The sequence below is a fragment of the Actinoplanes sp. DH11 genome (assembly GCF_020873875.1).
Taxonomy (GTDB): Bacteria; Actinomycetota; Actinomycetes; order Mycobacteriales; family Micromonosporaceae; genus Actinoplanes.
The window spans coordinates 25,860-40,415 of record NZ_JAHWGU010000015.1; the positions used below are offsets into that span (position 1 = coordinate 25,860).

The following is a 14,556-nucleotide window of genomic DNA, read 5'->3' on the forward strand; positions in this document are numbered from 1 at the left end:
TTCTGACGGCTCCGCGCTCAGGCGGCGTGCGCGGGTTGCGTGTCGGCGGCGCTGGTGACCCGGTTGCGGCCGGCGTTCTTGGAGGCGTAGAGCGCCCGGTCCGCGCTGAGGACCAGTTCGTCGGTGGTGGCGGCGGCCGGCATCCCGGCCAGGCCGACCGAGACGGTGACCCGGGCCAGGCGGGACTCGGACACCGCGATCGGTGCGGCGCTCACCCCGCGCCGGATCCGTTCGGCGATCTCGTGGGCTTGTTCGGGTCCGGTGGCGGGCAGCAGCACGGCGAACTCCTCGCCGCCGTACCGGGCCACCACGTCGCCGGGCCGGATCAGCTCGCGCAGCCGGTGGGTGACCTCGACGAGGACGCGGTCGCCGCCGTTGTGGCCGTACGTGTCGTTGACGTTCTTGAAGTGGTCGATGTCGAGCAGGAGCATGCTCAGCGGCAGCTGGTACCGGGCGGCGCGGGCGCTCTCGTTGCCGAGCGCCTCCTCGAAGTAGCGGCGGCTGCGCAGCCCGGTCAGGCCGTCGGTGATCGCCGCCTGCCGCTGCGCCCGGACCAGGCCGGTCATCCGGACCAGCACCAGCAGGAACAGCACGTTGCAGACGATCGCCGCGGCGATCGTGTCCGGGTTGCCCTGCCGGACCTCCTGGATCATGATCGACGTGGGTGCGGTCATCGCGGCCAGGGCCAGGACGACGAGGCGGCCGGTGGTGGCGTCCGGGGTGGCCGCGTTGGAGCGGGCCACCAGCAGCGGTGCCGACGGGTGCAGCGTCGCCGCGGCGAAGAGGAACCCGGCCGTCATCCACACCGCGTCCAGCTGGTTGCCGGCCTGGAAGGTGCCGTTGACCGCCTGGTAGCTGTAGATCGTGTCGGCGACCAGCACCAGGCCGAGGTAGCCGCCGATGAACCGCAGAGCGGTGCTGCGCGGGCCGGCGCCGAGCATCAGGCGGGCACCCACCACGATCAGCATCAGGTCGCCGATGGGGTAGGCGACCGAGACCAGCCCGACCAGGTCCGCGACCGAGTTCTTCATGGTGGGGCCGATGACGAACTCGTACACCAGGAAGCCGGCGCCCACCGCGACGATGGCCGCGTCGATGATGCTGGCGCCGTCCCAGCCCGGCGTGCGCCGCCGGACGATGAGCAGCAGACCCACCGCGATCAGGGGGTACGCGGCCAGGTAGAAGAGGTCGGCGATGCTCGGGTACGCGACCTCGCCGTGCACCAGAGCCAGGAAGTAGTAGGTGACGTCGCCGAGGACGCTCGCCACCGCGGACCCGGCGAACAGCAGCATCGGCGGGCGCAACGCCCGGTGCCGGCGGGCGGCGACGAGCGACGCGCCGGCCAGGGCGGCGTTGGCACTGCAGTAGAGGGCGACCTGAGTGCCCGGCAGGACGTCGAGCCGGACCAGCCCGAAATAGGCGAGGATGACGGCGGCCCCGGCGGCCAGGCAGAGGTGCCAGGCCAGGACGCGCCGGGTCGTCGCGACGCTCACGGCAGTGCTCATGACGACCAGCCTGATCAACCCGGGGTGCCGTCCGGTTCGGGTTCGGTTGCGGATCGGGTGCCGTTCACCCCGTCCGCGCCGGACAGCGCGCCGCGACATGGGCAAAATCGGTCCCTTACCCCGGTTGCGGTCCAGCGTGAGCATGTCGGCGCCCGCCCGTGCACCGATTCCGTATCCCCTCCCGGTCCGGCCGGTGCTCTCCTGGTCCGGCCGGTGCCCTCCCGGGGGATGTTGATCTGCTAGCGATGCGAAATCGCGGTTTCAGCCCCTTGATCACAGCGATTTCGCACCGCTAGCAGATCAACACCGCGCGGACGCAACGAAGCGCATCGCGCTGACCGCAAGGACGCGGAGGGCGGCGGGCGTGGGGGGCGTGGAGGGCGCGGGGGTGGAGGGCGTGGGGGGGGCGCGGGGCGTGGAGGGCGCGGGGCGTGGAGGGGCGGCGGGGAGCGTCGAGGGGCCGCGTCAGCTTTCGGCGTTTATCTGGGCGAGCAGGCGGTGCAGGATCGCGGGTGTCCGGTCCGGGTGCTCGGCCTCGATGGAGAGCCGCCCGAACGCCGCCGCGTAGTGGTCGACCTCTTCGCGCCGGTCCAGGTAGAGGCCGCTGGTGAGGTGCTCGATGTAGACCACGTCGGGCAGTTTCTCGTGCGGGAACCGCAGGACGCTGAACGCGCCACCGGCGGCCGCGTGCCCGCCCGAGGCGAACGGGATGATCTGGAGCCGGACGGCCGACGAGGCGCACGCCTCGATCAGGGACTCGATCTGCTGCCGCAGCACCTCGGGGCCGCCGATCGGCCGGCGCAGCACGGCCTCGTCGAGGACCGCCCAGAGCCGTGGCGCGTCGGGGCGGGCGAGCACCTGCTTGCGGGCCATCCGCAGCCGGGCCCGGCGGTCGATCTCGTCGGGGCCGGCGTTGTCGTGGCCGAGTTTGATGACGGCTCGCGCGTACGCGTCGGTCTGCAGCAGGCCCGGCACGAACTGGACCTCGTAGCCGCGGATCAGCTCGGCGGCCTGCTCCAGGTCGAGGTAGTTCTGGAACCAGGTGTCGAGGACGTCACCGTAGGCGTGCCACCAGCTCGGCGCGTTGGCCTCCCGGGCCAGGGCCAGGACACGCTGGTGCTCGGCCGGGTCCTCCACGCCGTAGAGCTTGAGCAGGTCCGCGACGTCGCGCTCCTTGAAGCTGACCTTGCCGAGCTCCATCCGGCTGATCTTGGATTCGGAGCCGCGTATCCGGTAACCGGCCTCGTCGCGGGTCACGCCCTTGGCACGGCGCAGAGCGCGCAGGTGCGCGCCGAGCTGCAACCGTCGCACGGTCGCGCCGCCGTTATCGTTCTCGGTCACCCAGGCATCCCCCTCCGGGGGTTCAGTGGCGCCCCGAGCGCCGGGCCGCGTCGATACTACTGCGACCCGGCGCGCGTTCTCCAGCGGCTCTCCCATCCTAAGTAGACGTCCCCGGCGGGGGCCTCGGCGGCGGCCGCAGCCGCCGCCGGGCCGGGTGTCAGCGCCGCCCGAAACCACCGCCGGCGGGCGCCTCGCCGGCGGTGACGGTGGCCACCGCGACGGCCGAGCCAATCGAATCGGCGGCATCAGCCGGATCGATCAGGCCACCGGTGCCGCTGCTTCCGGAAGCGTCGCCGAGAGTGCCGCCGGAAGTGCCTCCGGAAGCGTCGCCGGGAGTGCTTCCGGAAGTGCTTCCGGAAGTGCCCTCGGGCGAGTCTCCGGCGTCGTCTCCCGCGGTGCCTCCGATGTGGACGGTGTACGACGCGCCGGCCGTGATCGCCGCCGACGAGAAGACCACGTTGCGCACGCTCTTGCTCGTCACGTAGGTCGCGACCACCGTCCCGTCGGCGTCCGCGATCCGCAGCGTCGTCCCGGCCTCGACGGCATCGTCCAGCGTCGCCGACAGCCAGCCCTGCGCCGAACCGGTGTCCGGGGTGACGACCATGCCCGCGCTGCCCGCCGCGAGCAGCGTGCCACCACTGACCGTGAAGCTGCCGTCGACGTCGAGCGCGCCGTTGCCGTCCCGCTCCGGCCCGTTCACCACCACCGTGCCGCCGGTGATCGCGGCGGTGCCGTTGGAGTCGAGGCCATCACCCTCCGCGTCGATCACCAGCGTGCCGCCGTTGACGGTCACCGAGTAGTCGCCGGACGCCTCCGACCCACCGCCGGGTTCACGACCGGCACCGGCACCGGCACCGGTGCCACCGCCTGCGCTGATATCGGCACCGGTGGCACCGCCTGCACCGGGCCCGCCGGCGAAGCCACCCCCACCGGCCCCGCCGTCCGCGGCATTGCCGCCGGACACGTCCCCGGATGACGTCCCGCCCGCGCCGTTGACCCCGTCGTCACTGGCGACCACGTGCACCGACCCGGAGTTCAGCACGAACACCGCCGCCTCCAGCCCCTCCACCGACGCGGTCACCTCGACGGTGCCGCCGTCGACGATCTGGGCGCCCTCGGCGTGCACCCCGTCGTCGCCGCTCGCCACGCTCACCCGGGCACCGGCCAGGTGGATCGCCCCGTCGCTGTGCACCCCGTCGTCGGCCGCGTCGACAGTCGCCGTGCCGCCTTCCAGCACCGTGATCACGCCGGACTTCAGTCCTTTGGCCGAGGCGTCCGCCGCGACCTGGGCGGTGTGCCCGCCCCCGGAGGTGACCGAGATCGTCCCGCCGGTCACGACGACGTCGGTGGCCGCGTCCACGCCGTCGCCGCCCGCGGTCACGGTCAGCGTCCCGCCGGACACCGCGACGTAGCCGGCGTCCGCGTCCTCCTCGTTGTCCGCCTTCACGCCGTCGCCGCCGGCGGTCACGGTGATCGTCCCGCCCGCGATCACGACGTGGTCCTTGCCGCGGACGCCGTCGTCCTTCGCCCGGACGGTGATCGTCCCGGACTCGATCAGCAGGCCGTCCTTGCTCGCTATCGCGTCGTTGCCGTTGCCGGTCACGGTCAGCGAGCCGGTCCCGATGACCGTCAGGTCGCCCGCGCTGAACAGGGCCGCGTTCACGTCGGCGTCCTCGGCGTACGACGCGGTGTCGGCGAGCGTGTTCACCGAACCGTCGGCGAGCACGACCACCAGCTGGTCCGCCTCGGTGGCGGCGATCGCGGCGGTGCCGGAGCTGGTGATCGAGGCGCCGTCGAGGATCAGTGTGACGGTGGCGTCCGGCGCGTCCACGACGATCTGCCCGTCGGTCAGCTCCCCGGAGATCCGGTACGTGCCGGCCGCGCCGATCGTCACGGTGCCGCCGTCGACAACCACCGCCGACGTGCCCGCCGACGTGCCCGCCGACGTGCCCGCCGCCGTGCCCGCCGCCGTGTCCGCCGCGGTGGCCGACGACCCGGTGAGGGTGATCGCCACGGCGCCGGCGGAATCCACGGCCGGTGCGGTGTGCGCGGCCGTGTTCGCGGCCAGTACGGCGGCGGCACTCTGCGTGCCGTCGACAGTGGACGCGTCGACCACGGCGGCGGCGGTGCCGGCCGTGTCGCTGGTGGCGGCGTCGGTGGAGCAGCCGGCCAGCACGGCGGCGGCCAGGACGGCGGAGCTGACGGCGGCGACGATGCGGTTGCGGAGGCGCATGGGGTTTCCCTACGAGGTGAAGTGGCGCCGCAGGACGGCGTGCCACTTGTTGGCGGGCAGTTCGGGGCGGAGCGCGGCGAGCCCGGTGGCGTACTTCGAGATGCGGCACGGCCGGTGACCCAGGGATCGGAGCATCCGGTCGACGTCGGAGGCGGCGCGCGCCGACTTGGTCTCCAGCACGACCGCGTGCGGCATCCGGACGGCGGCGCCGTCCGGCAGCGTCCAGACGAGGTCGCTGTCGACGGTCACCCGGCTGCCGGTGCCCGGCACGTGCAGGGTGGACCGGCGGTAGTGGGTGGACAGCACCGGGCGCAGGCCGGAGCCCGGCGCGGGGATCCCGGCGGCGGACAGCACCGCATCGGTGTAGGCCTCGCCTTCGTCGCCGAGGCGGTGGCCGTCACCCGCGTACGGGATCCGCTCCTTGACCGTGACCCCCCGCGCGCCGCGCGTCTTGACCTCGACGAAGTCGAGCCCACTGTCCAGATAGGTCCGAATCCGGACCTTGAACCGCCGCCGCCGGTCGTGCGCGGCCGCGAGGTAGCTGTCCAGGCCGGGCGTGTCGAAGTAGAGCGACCGGTACGCGAACTCGCGCCGCCCGCCGATCTCCAGCATCCGCACGCCGGCCGGCATCCGGTCCAGCACCGCGGGCAGGGCGGTCACCGGCAGCAGGTACTTGCGGTCCAGGCGAGTCAGCAGGGCCGCCTCGCCGACGAGTTCGTCCAGGGTGATCGGCGGGAACGCCGTCGCGACGCTCATCAGGCGTTCACCCGGCGGCGCAGGCCCGGCTCCTGCGGTACGCGCCCGGCCGCCGCCAGGTACCGCACGTCGACGAGCGTGCTGTCGTTGACCAGGTCGACCTGCCGCACCACCATGCTCGTCACCCGGCCGCCGAGCAGCGCCTCCAGGTGGGCACGCAGGGCGTCCTCGTCGATGCAGGCGACGTCGAGGCGCAACTGCCGGCTGCGGTGCCGCCGGAACAGCGACGGGTGGTCGCCGAGCCAGAGCCCGGCGATGACCAGCAGCATCAGACCGCCGGTGGTCAGGTCCGGCGCCTGGCCGAGACCGGCGATCAGGCCCAGGGCCAGCGCCGCGAAGTAGTACGCGATCTCGTGCTGGGCGATCTCGTCCGAGCGCAACCGGATGATCGACAGGACGCCGAAGAGGCCGAGTCCGAGGCCCGCGCCGACGGTGGTGGAGCCGAGCACAGTCGCCACCGCCAGCACGCCGATGTTGACGCCCAGGAAGGCGGTCACCAGGTCGCGGCGGCGGTGTCGCGGGAAGTAGACGCCGAACGTCAGGAGGGTGATCGCGACGAGATCCATCGCGACGGCGAGCAACGTGGTCACAGGGTGTCCTTCAGGCTCTGTTCATCTGGTGTTCCCATTTCGCCCGCCGGGGCTGTGTGCGTCCTGTGACGCTTCTAAGGCCTTGGTGAGAGCGTTTCTTAGCGAACCCTTAGACACGCCCTGACCAGCTCTTAGCCTCCTCGGCGACGGTTGGCGCATGACCACGACCGCCACACCCGGGAACACCCGCAGCGCCGCACACCGCCGGCCCCCCGCCGCGCCGCGGTGGTGGTCCGGCGCCGGTGGCGCCGCCGCCGGGCTGAGCCTGGTCGTCGTCACCGCGCTCTGGGTGCGGGGCGGCGGCCTGTCCGGCCTCACCGCCGGCGGTTCCGGCACGCTCACGGCGATCGGCCGGCTGGCCGGCCTCTGGGCCTCCGACCTGCTGCTGATCCAGGTGCTGCTGATGGCCCGGATCCCGATGGTGGAGCGCGCGTTCGGCCAGGACCGGCTGGCGCGCTGGCACCGGTGGACCGGGTTCAGCTCGTTCTGGCTGATGCTGGCGCACATCGCGACGATCACCTTCGGGTACGCGGCCGGCACCACGAACGTCCTCGCCCAGCTCTGGCAGCTGATCCGCACCTACCCCGGCATGCTGCTGGCCGCCGCCGGCACGCTGCTGCTGCTCCTGGTGGTGGTGACGTCGATCCGGGCGGCCCGCCGCCGGTTGCGCTACGAGTCCTGGCACCTGCTGCACCTGTACGCCTACCTGGGCGTCGGACTGGCCCTGCCGCACCAGATCTGGACCGGCTCGGACTTCGCCGGCAACGCCCTCGCCCGCGGTTACTGGTGGAGCCTCTACGCCGTCGCGGCCGGTGCCGTTCTCGCGTACCGCATCGCCCTGCCCGCCTGGCGCAACTGGCGGCACCGCCTGGTGGTCGCCGAGGTCGTCCCGGAAGGTCCCGGCCTGACCTCGGTCCACCTGACCGGCGCGCGGCTCGGTGAGTTGCCGGTGCGTGCCGGGCAGTTCTTCCACTGGCGGTTCCTGGACGGCCCCGGCTGGACCCGGTCGAACCCGTTCTCGCTCTCCGCGACGCCGCACCCGGACCGGCTGCGGATCACCGTGAAGAACCAGGGTGACGGCAGCGGGCGGATCGCGGGTCTGAAGCCGGGGACGCGGGTCCTGATCGAAGGTCCGTACGGCCGGCTGACCGGCGACTCCTACACCGGTGGGCCGGTCGTGCTGATGGCCTGTGGCATCGGCATCACCCCGCTGTTGTCGCTGCTCGGCGAGCTGCCGTACCGCGACGGCGAGGCCACGCTGCTCTACCGCGCCCGGACCGAGGAGGAGCTGGCCTTCCGCGCCGAACTGGACCGGTTCGCGGCCGACCGCGGCGTGCGGGTGGTGCCGCTGACCGGGCCGCGCGCCGACCGCCTGTCCTGGCTGCCGGCGAACCTGGCCGGCCGCTCCGACGCCGAGGTACTGCGGCACCTGGCGCCGCAGGTCGCGGCCGCGCACGTCTACATCTGCGGTCCCGAGCAGTGGGCCGGGCAGGCCCGGGCCGCGGCCGTCGAGGCCGGCGTGAAACCGGGCCGCGTGCACACCGAACTCTTCGCCTGGTAAGGATCGACATGCGACGTATCAGCCTCTGGCTCCTCTCCACCGTTGCCGCGGTCGTGCTGCTCTTCAGCTACCGGACCAGCACCGGTGCCGCACTCACCGGCGCGGAGACGGTGGCCGTGGCCACCGCGCCGGCCACCGAACCGGGCACCGAACCCACCACCGCCGCAAGCCCCGCGACAGAGACAGAGACCTATGCCGGCGACACCGTGCGGACCCGGGAGGGCGACGTCCAGGTCGTGATCACCGTCACCGGCGGCCGGATCACCGCGGTCTCGGTGCCGGTGTACCCCAGCGGCAGCCCCCGGCACGACGAGGTCAGCGCGCGGGCACTGCCGATCCTGGTGCAGGCGACCCTGGACGCGCAGAGCGCCGGCATCGACGCGGTGTCCGGCGCCACGTTCACCAGCGGCGGCTACCGGGAGTCGCTGCAGTCGGCGCTCGACGCCGCCCGGCTGTCCTGACCACCGACACCGGCTGGCAGGGTAGGCACATGCGGATCCTGGTGGTCGAGGACGATGCGGCGGTGCGTGACTCGCTGGCGCGGACCCTGCGTTTCGAGGGTTACCAGGTGCAGATCGCCGGCGACGGCCGGGCCGCGCTCGATGCGGTGCGCACCGGCGAGCCGGACGCGGTGATCCTCGACGTCAGCATGCCGCGGATGGACGGGCTGGAGGCGTGCCGGCAGCTCCGCGCGGACGGCGCGATCCTGCCGGTGCTGATGCTCACCGCTCGCGACAGCGTCGGCGACCGGGTGGCCGGTCTCGACGCGGGCGCCGACGACTACCTGGTCAAACCGTTCGCCCTGCAGGAACTGCTGGCCCGGATCCGGGCCATGCTGCGGCGTTCCGCGCTGACCGTCCCGGCCCTCGACGAGGACCCCGGCGAGTGGCTCTCGTTCGCCGATGTGCGGCTCAACCCGCGGACCCGGGAGGTGTGCCGTGGCGAGCGTTCGCTGCGCCTGACCCGGACCGAGTTCGCGATCCTCGAGGCGTTCCTGCGGCACCCGCGCCAGGTGCTGTCCCGGGCGGCGCTGTTCGAACAGGTCTGGGGGTACGACTTCGGCGAGGGCTCGAACAGCCTGCACGTCTACCTCGGTTACCTGCGCCGCAAACTGGAGGCCGAGGGCGAGGGCCGGCTGCTGCACACCGTGCGCGGGGTCGGCTTCGTGCTGCGGGAGGAGCCGCTGTGAGCCGCTGGTGGCGGGAACGCACCCTGCACGCTCGGTTGTCGCTGCTGGTGGCCGGTGCGGTCGCGGCCGCGGTGCTGGCGGTCTCGGCCGGCGCCTGGTTCACGGTCCGGGAGATCCAGCAGGACAAGGTCGAGTCGGAGATGAGGTCCGACGCCGGCACGATCGCGGCGAACCCGGCGCAGTGGCTGGCCACCGAGGGGACCCGCAAACCCGGTGACTACCAGGACGGCGGCGGTGCCTGGTACGGCAAGGAGATCGGCCCCTGCTGGCAGATCGTCGACGTGACGGGCGCCGTGGTGGGCGGCAGCCACACCCCGCTCCCGGTCACCGACTCGGCCGCGCTCGTCGCCGCCGGCAGCCGCAAACCGGTGCGGGAAGAGGTCAGTCTCGGCTCCGGCGACTACCTGATGCTGACCGTGCCGATCCAGGGCGGCGGCGCCGTGCAGGTTGCCGTCGACAGGTCACCCGACGACCGGCTGCTCGCCATCTTCGCGGCGCTGCTCGCGCTCGGCTGCGCGGCCGGGGTCGGCGGCGCGGCGCTGCTCGGCCGGACCGTCTCCCGCGCCGGCCTGGCCCCCGTCGACCGGCTGACCGAGGCCGTCGAGGACGTCGCCGTCACGATGGACCTGACCCGGCCCGTCGATGTAGCCGGCAACGACGAGATCGCCCGCCTGGGCCGTTCGGTGAACGCGATGCTGTCCGCCATCGACACGTCCCGCCGGGCCCAGCGCGCCCTGGTCGAGGACGCCGGCCACGAGCTGCGTACGCCGCTGACCAGCATCCGCACCAACGTCGAGCTGCTCCTCTCGGTCGAGCGCCGCCCCGAGCTGGCGCACCGGCTCACCGCCGAGGACCGGGCCGGCCTGCTGACCGACCTGGACGCCCAGGTCCGTGAGCTGGCCACGCTGACGACCGAGCTCGTCGAGCTGTCCCGCGAGGAGGGCAGCCGGGGTGCGGCCGAGCCCGTCGAGTTCGCCGAGGTGGTGACGACCGCGATCGGCCGGGTCCAGCTGCGCGCCCCCGACCTGACCTTCGACGCGGCGCTGCGGCCGGTCACCGTGCAGGGCCGGCCCGGCGAGCTGGAACGGATGGTGGTGAACGTGCTGGACAACGCCGCCAAGTGGAGCCCGGTGCCGGGCACGGTGCGGGTCGCTCTGGTCCCGGACGGCCCCGGCCGGTGTGCCCTGACGGTCACCGACGACGGCCCCGGCATCGCCGCGGAGGACCTGCCGCACGTCTTCGACAGGTTCTACCGCTCGGCGGCGGCCCGGGCGATGCCGGGTTCGGGTCTCGGCCTGGCGATCGTGGCGCAGACCGCCGGCCAGCACGGCGGGACGGCCGAGGCCCGGCCCGGCACCCCGACCGGCACGGTGATCACGATCCGGCTGCCGGGCACCCCGGCCTGACCATGGAACGGACCATCGGGATCGTCGGCGGCGGGATCGTCGGGCTGGCCGTCGGGCGGGAGATCGCCCGCCGCCGGCCGGGGACCCGGGTGGTGGTGCTGGAGAAGGAGACCGAGGTGGCCCGGCACCAGACCGGGCACAACTCGGGGGTGGTGCACGCCGGGCTCTACTATCCGCCGGGCAGCCTCAAGGCGGACCTGTGCGCGCGGGGGCGGGTGCTGCTGCGGGACTACTGCGCCGAGCGGGGGATCGCGTACGAGGCCTGCGGCAAGCTGGTCGTGGCGGTCCGTGCGGACGAGCTGGGGCGGCTCGACGAGCTGGCGAGGCGGGCGCGGGCGAACGGCGTACCCGGTCTGGGCCGCCTCGGCCCGGCCGGGATCCGCGAGATTGAGCCGTACGCCACCGGCCTGGCCGCGGTGCACTCGCCGGAGACCGCGATCACTGACTTCCCGGGTGTCGCGCGGGCGTTCGCGGACGACGTGCGGGCGGCCGGCCTGGTCCGCGGCCTGATCTATCCGGTGCCGGACCCGCGGTACCCGTTCCTGGGCGTGCACTTCACCCGGCGCGTCACCGGCGATCTCGAGGTCGGGCCGAACGCGGTGCTCGCCGGCGCCCGCGAGGGGTACCGCCGGGGCCGGATCTCGGTGCCCGACCTGGCCGGGATCGCGGCCTGGCCGGGCACCTGGCGGATGGCCCGGCGGCACTGGCGGACCGGCGTCCGGGAGGTCGCCGGTTCGCTGTCGAAGCGGCGCTACATGGCCGGCGCGATGCGCTACGTGCCGGAGATCGGCGCGGCCGACGTGGTGCGGGCCGGTGCCGGCGTGCGGGCGCAGGCCCTGGACCGCGACGGCAGCCTCGTCGACGATTTCCGGATCCACCGGCTGGGTGCGGTCACGGCGGTGCGCAACGCGCCGTCACCCGCGGCGACGTCCTGCCTGGCGATCGCCTGGCACGTGGTCAGCCGGCTGCCGTGACCCGGCGGCGGGCCGCCGGCACCACCAGCGGCGTGCCCGTCTCCGGGTCGTCGATGACCCGGCAGGGCAGTCCGAAGACCTCCTCCACCAGCTCGGCGGTGAGCACGTCACCGGGGCGGCCGGACTTGACGATCCGGCCGGACCGCATGGCGATCATGTGTGAGGCGTAGCGGGCGGCGTGGTTGAGGTCGTGCAGGACCGCGACGAGCGTCCGGCCCTGGGTCTCGTGCAGTTCGGCGCAGAGGTCGAGCACCTCGATCTGATGGGCGATGTCCAGGTAGGTGGTCGGCTCGTCGAGCAGCAGCAGCGGCGTCTGCTGGGCCAGGGCCATGGCGAGCCAGACCCGCTGCCGCTGGCCGCCGGAGAGCTCGTCGACGTTGCGGTCGGCCAGGTCACCGACCCGGGTCGCGGCCATCGACTCGGTGACCACCTGCTCGTCGGCGCTGGACCAGCGGCGGATCAGGCTCTGGTGCGGGTACCGGCCGCGGGCCACCAGTTCGGCCACGGTGATGCCGTCCGGCGCGGTCGACGACTGGGGCAGCAGGCCGAGGGTCTTGGCGACCTGCCGGGTGGGCACCGAGTGCACGTCCTTGCCGTCCAGCAGCACGGTGCCGGCGGCCGGCTTGAGCAGCCGGGAGAGCGCCCGCAGCAGGGTCGACTTCCCACAGGCGTTCGGCCCGATGATCACGGTGAACGAGCCGTCCGGGATGTCGACGCTGAGTTCCTCGGCGATGACCCGCTTGTCGTACGCCAGAGTCATTCCCGTGCCGCTGAGGCGACTCATCTTCTCTCCTGTGTTCGTGGTGTTCATCAGATCCGACCGGCCCGGCGTTCCATGGTGAGCAACCAGACCAGATAGCCGCCGCCGACGATGCCGGTGACCACGCCGACCGGCAGCGGGCGCCCGGCGTGCTGCGCCAGCCAGTCCGCGCCGACCAGCAGCAACGCGCCCATCGCCAGGGAAGGGACGAGGTTGGGGCCGGGCGCCCGGGTCAGCTTCTTGGCCAGGTGCGGCGCGATGAGCGCGACGAAGGCGACCGGTCCGGCCGCGGCGGCGGCGCAGGCCACCAGCAGGGCGGCGGTGAGCAGGGCGGCGGTGCGCAGGCCTTTCACGGGTACGCCCAGCGCGGCGGCCGCGTCGTCGCCCATCTCCAGGATCCGCAGGCCGGGCCCGCACGCCAGCAGCAGGACCGGCAACGCGACGGCGAGCACCCCGAGCAGTGGCCCGGCCTGCTGCCAGTCCCGCCCGTCGAGGCTGCCGGTGAGCCAGAGCAGGGCCCGCGCGTTCTCCATCTGCACGCCGCGGGTCAGCAGATAGCCGCTGATCCCGGTGAAGACGGCCGCCATGCCGATGCCGACCAGGATGAACCGGTACCCGTGCAGGCCGTGCTTGCCGCCGACCAGCTGGATGAGCACCGCGGCGCCGAGGCCGCCGGCGACCGCGGCGAGGGAGAGCTGGGTGCTGCTGCCACCGAGGATGACCACGGTGAGCGCGGCGGTGCTGGCGCCGTTGGTGATGCCGAGGATGTCGGGGCTGCCGAGCGGGTTGCGGACCAGTGACTGGAAGACCGCGCCGCCGGCGGCGAGGGACATCCCGACCAGGATCGCGGTGATCAGCCGGGGCAGGCGCAGTTCGTTGACGATGAAGTCCTGCGCCGGGGTGCCCTGGCCGAACAGGGTGCGCACCACGTCGGCGGCGGGGATCGGGAACTCGCCGGTGCCGAGCGTCAGGACGCTCAGCGCGGCGGTGAGCACGACGGCGACCGCACCGACGACCACGGCGCGCGGCCGGACGCCGACCCGGGCACCGATCGGGCCGGCGGGCTTCTCGACAGTGGTGGTGGTCATTTGGCGGCTCGCACGAGGTAGATGAAGAGGGGGCCGCCGAGGACCGCGGTGACCGTGCCGACCTGGAGTTCGCCGGGGCTGCCGAGGACCCGGCCGAGCACGTCGGAGCCGAGCAGCAGCACCGGCGCGAGCACCGCCGTGTACGGCAGCATCCAGCGCAGGTCCGGCCCGGTGAACGGACGGACCAGGTGCGGCACGAGCAGTCCGATGAAGACGATCGGGCCGCAGGCCGCGGTGGCGCCGCCGCAGAGCAGCGTGACCGCGACGATGACGGCGGTGCGGATGACCGCCGGCCGGGCACCGAGGGCGCGGGCGGCGTCGTCGCCGAGCGACAGCGCGTTCAGCGGGCGGGCGACCGCGAGCGCCACGATCAGACCGGCGCCGATGAACGGCAGCAACCGGACCACGGTGGCGAAGTCCGCGCTGGCCAGCGATCCGGCGGTCCAGAACCGGACCTTCTCGATGGCCTGCGAGTCGGAGAGCAGGGTGGCACTCACATAGGAGTAGAGGGTGGCATTGAGTGCGGCACCGGCCAGCGCCAGCCGGGCCGGGGTGGCCGAGCGTCCACCGCCGACCGCGTAGACCAGGGCGGTGACGACGGCGGCGCCGAGCAGCGCGAACCAGATGTAGCCGTAGAACGTGCCGACGCCGAGGAAGACTGCGGCCGAGGCGACGCCGGCCGAGGCGCCGGCGTTGATGCCGAGCAGGCCGGGGTCGGCGAGCGGGTTCCGGGTCAGTGCCTGCATGATCGCGCCGGCCAGGCCGAGGGCCATGCCGACCATCAGGCCGAGCAGTGTCCTCGGCAGACGCATGTCGTGGACGATCCGGTAGTACGGCGAGGCGGGGTCGGTCAGTCCCGCCCAGACCTCGCCGATGGAGAGGAACCGCGCGCCGAAACCGATGCTGAGGATCAGCACCGCGACCAGGGCCACGGCCGCGACGATCAGGCCGATGAGCCGGGCCGGCAGGCGTCGCGTCACCGGAACCGGCCCGGACGCCGCCTCGACGCCCGAGATGGCCGGCGCCGCCGGGGCCGTGGTGCGGGACCCCTGATCCGGAGGGGTGTCATAGGTGGACAGTTGATGCTCCCGTCACGGTTCGGCGGATCCTGTTGACGCGCGTTCGGTTCGTTAGGTTAGCCTAACCATTCACG

At 73.2% G+C, this 14,556-nt stretch carries 13 protein-coding genes; 5 read left to right on the forward strand and 8 right to left on the reverse strand.

From position 1 onward, the window contains the following. Positions 1 to 17: 17 nt before the first annotated feature. From LPA41_RS22065 to LPA41_RS22085, 5 genes are all read right to left on the reverse strand, one after another. Positions 18 to 1,505, reverse strand: a complete 1,488-nt coding sequence (locus LPA41_RS22065) for a diguanylate cyclase (protein ID WP_229072571.1) — start codon at positions 1,503 to 1,505, stop codon at positions 18 to 20. Positions 1,506 to 1,970: 465 nt separating this feature from the next. After that, positions 1,971 to 2,846, reverse strand: a complete 876-nt coding sequence (locus LPA41_RS22070; RefSeq protein WP_229072573.1) for a helix-turn-helix transcriptional regulator — start codon at positions 2,844 to 2,846, stop codon at positions 1,971 to 1,973. A 157-nt stretch (positions 2,847 to 3,003) separates the two neighbouring features. Beyond that, on the reverse strand, positions 3,004 to 5,079 hold the full coding sequence (locus LPA41_RS22075; protein ID WP_229072575.1) for a carbohydrate-binding domain-containing protein: 2,076 nt from the start codon (positions 5,077 to 5,079) through the stop codon (positions 3,004 to 3,006). Between the two features lie 9 nt (positions 5,080 to 5,088). After that, on the reverse strand, positions 5,089 to 5,835 hold the full coding sequence (locus tag LPA41_RS22080) for a polyphosphate polymerase domain-containing protein (protein WP_229072577.1): 747 nt from the start codon (positions 5,833 to 5,835) through the stop codon (positions 5,089 to 5,091). Beyond that, a complete protein-coding gene (locus LPA41_RS22085; protein ID WP_229072578.1) occupies positions 5,835 to 6,425 on the reverse strand; it encodes a DUF4956 domain-containing protein in 591 nt (196 codons plus the stop codon). Before LPA41_RS22085 ends, LPA41_RS22080 begins: the two co-directional genes overlap by 1 nt. A gap of 157 nt (positions 6,426 to 6,582) precedes the next feature. On the opposite strand from LPA41_RS22085, the gene LPA41_RS22090 reads away from it, so the two are divergent. Genes LPA41_RS22090 through LPA41_RS22110 form a run of 5 tightly spaced genes read left to right on the forward strand, consistent with a single transcriptional unit; the run spans position 6,583 to position 11,555 of the window. Continuing rightward, positions 6,583 to 7,986, forward strand: a complete 1,404-nt coding sequence (locus LPA41_RS22090; RefSeq protein WP_229072579.1) for a ferric reductase-like transmembrane domain-containing protein — start codon at positions 6,583 to 6,585, stop codon at positions 7,984 to 7,986. A gap of 8 nt (positions 7,987 to 7,994) precedes the next feature. After that, complete coding sequence (locus tag LPA41_RS22095) at positions 7,995 to 8,447, forward strand: FMN-binding protein (protein WP_229072580.1); 453 nt, start codon at positions 7,995 to 7,997, stop codon at positions 8,445 to 8,447. A 29-nt stretch (positions 8,448 to 8,476) separates the two neighbouring features. Continuing rightward, complete coding sequence (locus LPA41_RS22100; RefSeq protein WP_229072581.1) at positions 8,477 to 9,175, forward strand: response regulator transcription factor; 699 nt, start codon at positions 8,477 to 8,479, stop codon at positions 9,173 to 9,175. Then, positions 9,172 to 10,581, forward strand: coding sequence for a HAMP domain-containing sensor histidine kinase (locus LPA41_RS22105; protein ID WP_229072583.1), 1,410 nt, complete (start codon positions 9,172 to 9,174; stop codon positions 10,579 to 10,581). Before LPA41_RS22100 ends, LPA41_RS22105 begins: the two co-directional genes overlap by 4 nt. 2 nt (positions 10,582 to 10,583) lie before the next feature. After that, entirely contained in the window at positions 10,584 to 11,555 is a 972-nt protein-coding gene (locus tag LPA41_RS22110; RefSeq protein WP_229072584.1) for an FAD-dependent oxidoreductase, read from the forward strand. Here LPA41_RS22110 and LPA41_RS22115 read toward each other — a convergent pair. From LPA41_RS22115 to LPA41_RS22125, 3 genes are read right to left on the reverse strand one after another with little or no spacing between them, the layout of a single operon-like run. Continuing rightward, positions 11,539 to 12,315 carry an ABC transporter ATP-binding protein gene (locus tag LPA41_RS22115; protein ID WP_374238197.1) on the reverse strand — a complete coding sequence of 259 codons (777 nt, stop codon included), beginning with the start codon at positions 12,313 to 12,315 and terminating at the stop codon, positions 11,539 to 11,541. The two genes, LPA41_RS22110 and LPA41_RS22115, sit on opposite strands and share 17 nt — an antisense overlap. 50 nt (positions 12,316 to 12,365) lie before the next feature. Then, positions 12,366 to 13,403: an iron chelate uptake ABC transporter family permease subunit gene (locus LPA41_RS22120; protein WP_229072588.1), complete on the reverse strand. Its 1,038-nt coding sequence runs from the start codon at positions 13,401 to 13,403 to the stop codon at positions 12,366 to 12,368. Then, positions 13,400 to 14,383: a FecCD family ABC transporter permease gene (locus LPA41_RS22125; protein ID WP_374238195.1), complete on the reverse strand. Its 984-nt coding sequence runs from the start codon at positions 14,381 to 14,383 to the stop codon at positions 13,400 to 13,402. The genes LPA41_RS22120 and LPA41_RS22125 overlap by 4 nt, the downstream gene beginning before the upstream one ends. Between the last annotated feature and the right edge of the window lie 173 nt (positions 14,384 to 14,556).

What these genes read in the sequence shown, in the direction of transcription:
- LPA41_RS22065 (WP_229072571.1), bottom strand. Translation starts at nt 1,505, where the DNA reads ATGAGCACTGCCGTGAGCGTCGCGACGACCCGGCGCGTCCTGGCCTGG.
- LPA41_RS22075 (WP_229072575.1), bottom strand. Translation starts at nt 5,079, where the DNA reads ATGCGCCTCCGCAACCGCATCGTCGCCGCCGTCAGCTCCGCCGTCCTG.
- LPA41_RS22080 (WP_229072577.1), bottom strand. Translation starts at nt 5,835, where the DNA reads ATGAGCGTCGCGACGGCGTTCCCGCCGATCACCCTGGACGAACTCGTC.
- LPA41_RS22090 (WP_229072579.1), top strand. Translation starts at nt 6,583, where the DNA reads ATGACCACGACCGCCACACCCGGGAACACCCGCAGCGCCGCACACCGC.
- LPA41_RS22095 (WP_229072580.1), top strand. Translation starts at nt 7,995, where the DNA reads ATGCGACGTATCAGCCTCTGGCTCCTCTCCACCGTTGCCGCGGTCGTG.
- LPA41_RS22100 (WP_229072581.1), top strand. Translation starts at nt 8,477, where the DNA reads ATGCGGATCCTGGTGGTCGAGGACGATGCGGCGGTGCGTGACTCGCTG.
- LPA41_RS22110 (WP_229072584.1), top strand. Translation starts at nt 10,584, where the DNA reads ATGGAACGGACCATCGGGATCGTCGGCGGCGGGATCGTCGGGCTGGCC.
- LPA41_RS22115 (WP_374238197.1), bottom strand. Translation starts at nt 12,315, where the DNA reads ATGACTCTGGCGTACGACAAGCGGGTCATCGCCGAGGAACTCAGCGTC.
- LPA41_RS22120 (WP_229072588.1), bottom strand. Translation starts at nt 13,403, where the DNA reads ATGACCACCACCACTGTCGAGAAGCCCGCCGGCCCGATCGGTGCCCGG.